The sequence below is a fragment of the Neisseria sp. 19428wB4_WF04 genome (assembly GCF_015235335.1).
In the GTDB taxonomy this organism is placed as follows: Bacteria; Pseudomonadota; Gammaproteobacteria; order Burkholderiales; family Neisseriaceae; genus Neisseria; species Neisseria musculi.
On sequence record NZ_JADGLG010000105.1, the window covers coordinates 1 to 1,888 of the forward strand.

Sequence of the window (1,888 nt, forward strand, 5' to 3'; positions counted from 1 at the left end):
AACCTGGATGTTATGCATGGAAACCATCGCAAAAGTGCACCGGCTTTTTCACCGACAGAAACTCTCACAACGTGAAATCGCCAAACAACTCAAACTCTCCCGCAATACAGTCGCCAAATATCTGCAGCACGCCACCGTCGCCTCCCCAGTCTACCGCAGAGAACAAACCCATTACCCCAAGCTCGGTCCTTTTCTTGATGTGTTGACCCAACAGTTGCTCCAAGAAGCCCAGCTGCCCAAACAGCAACACCTTTCTGCCCGTCGACATTTCGAACGCCTCAAAGATGCAGGTTATGCCGGACAGTACAGCGCCGTTGCCGTATTTATCCGCAAATTCCGCCAACAGCACCAACCCAAACCGGTTCCGGTCTTTATGGCTCAGGCTTTTGCCCCGGGTGATGCTTATCAGTTTGACTGGAGTATCGAAACCGTTTGTTTGGCCGGACAGACCGTCAAGGTGAATATCGCCCATTTCCGCTTATGCCACAGCAGGGCTTTTTTCGTTTGTGCTTATCCCAATCAGAAAGCCGATATGTTGATGGATGCACACAACCGCGCATTCGCTTTTTTCGGCGGCGTACCTGCCCGCGGTATCTACGACAATATGAAGACCGCCGTTACCCGCATCGGCAAAGGCAAGGAGAGAGAATTTAACGCGCAGTTTTTACAGATGATGACCCATTTTCTCATTGAACCGGTTGCCTGCACCCCTGCTTCCGGCTGGGAAAAAGGCCAGGTCGAGCGGCAGATACGCCACCTGCACGAAAGATTGTTTAAACCGACTTTGGCTTTTGATTCCTTTACCTCTCTCAACGACTACCTGCAACAGCAATGCCTGCGGCTGATGAGGCAGCACAAACATCCCGAATATAGGCAGCCGGTTAACGACATATGGGAAAGGGAGAAGCATTCGTTGGCTGCTTTCCGTCCCTATCCGGCAGAACGTTTGGAGATACTCAAAGTCAGCAACCAATCTTTGGTTACCGTCGAACGCCACCGTTACAGCGTACCGGTCAGATGGGCGGGCAATACGGTTAGGGTTTATATCGGCGCACAGACCGTCCGCTTTTGTAGCGATACCGACTGCATTGCCGAACATCCGCGCAGCTTTGTGAAAGACGGCACCAGCTATAACCCTTGGCACTTTTTGCCCTATCTGCAAAAGAAACCCGGCGCGTTAAGAGACGGCAGGGCTTTCACCGGCTGGGTACTACCACCCGTCATAGAGCGTTTGAAAGCCTGTTTGCTTAAGCAGCCCAAAGGAGACCGAGTGATGGTCAAACTGCTGAACCTGATGGCCGAATACGATGCCGACTTGGCATTGACTGCAGCGGAATTGGCATTGGATGAAGGTATGCCGACTCCGGAGGCGGTCTTGAACATCATCAACCGTCTGAAAGAACCGCCGCCACCCCGTTTCCATATTAGGGACATCCCGCTTACCGTCCCGCCGTCAGTTGATTGCAGCCGTTATGACCGCTTACTGAGTCTGTCGGGCAAACAAACGGATACGATAAAGGAGAAGCATCATGCAGCATGAACGTTTGGCCGGACTGTTGAAAGAGTTGAAACTCGGTGCGATGGCGGAGCAGTGGGATGAAATCGTAGTGGACGGCATACGCCGTAAACGGGGTACGCTGGACATTCTGGAGCGGTTGTTGACTGCCGAACATATAGCTAAAACCGCAAGAAGCACCCAAAACCGGATTAGCCAGGCAAGGTTTCCGCAACACCGCAGCTTGGCCGACTTCGATTTTGAGCAGAGTTTGATACACCGTCCGGCCTTGGAACTGCTTTTGGGCGGGGACTATATCAGACAGAAGCGTAATGTGGTGTTGGTAGGCGGACCGGGTACGGGCAAAACGCATATTGCCACAGCACTGGGTAT

General features: G+C 52.5%; 2 protein-coding genes. Both read left to right on the forward strand.

Annotated elements, in window-relative coordinates; all coding sequences use genetic code 11:
• Positions 1-7 precede the first annotated feature (7 nt).
• Positions 8-1,540 carry an IS21 family transposase gene (gene istA / locus IR141_RS12345; RefSeq protein ID WP_135037720.1) on the forward strand — a complete coding sequence of 511 codons (1,533 nt, stop codon included), beginning with the start codon at positions 8-10 and terminating at the stop codon, positions 1,538-1,540.
• Positions 1,530-1,888 (forward strand): ATP-binding protein (locus IR141_RS12350; RefSeq protein ID WP_167743218.1); only part of this gene is annotated, 359 nt, incomplete at its 3' end. The genes istA and IR141_RS12350, both read left to right, overlap by 11 nt.

Bases quoted from the DNA above. Each gene is read 5' to 3' on its own strand.
- istA (WP_135037720.1), top strand. From the start codon at position 8: ATGTTATGCATGGAAACCATCGCAAAAGTGCACCGGCTTTTTCACCGA.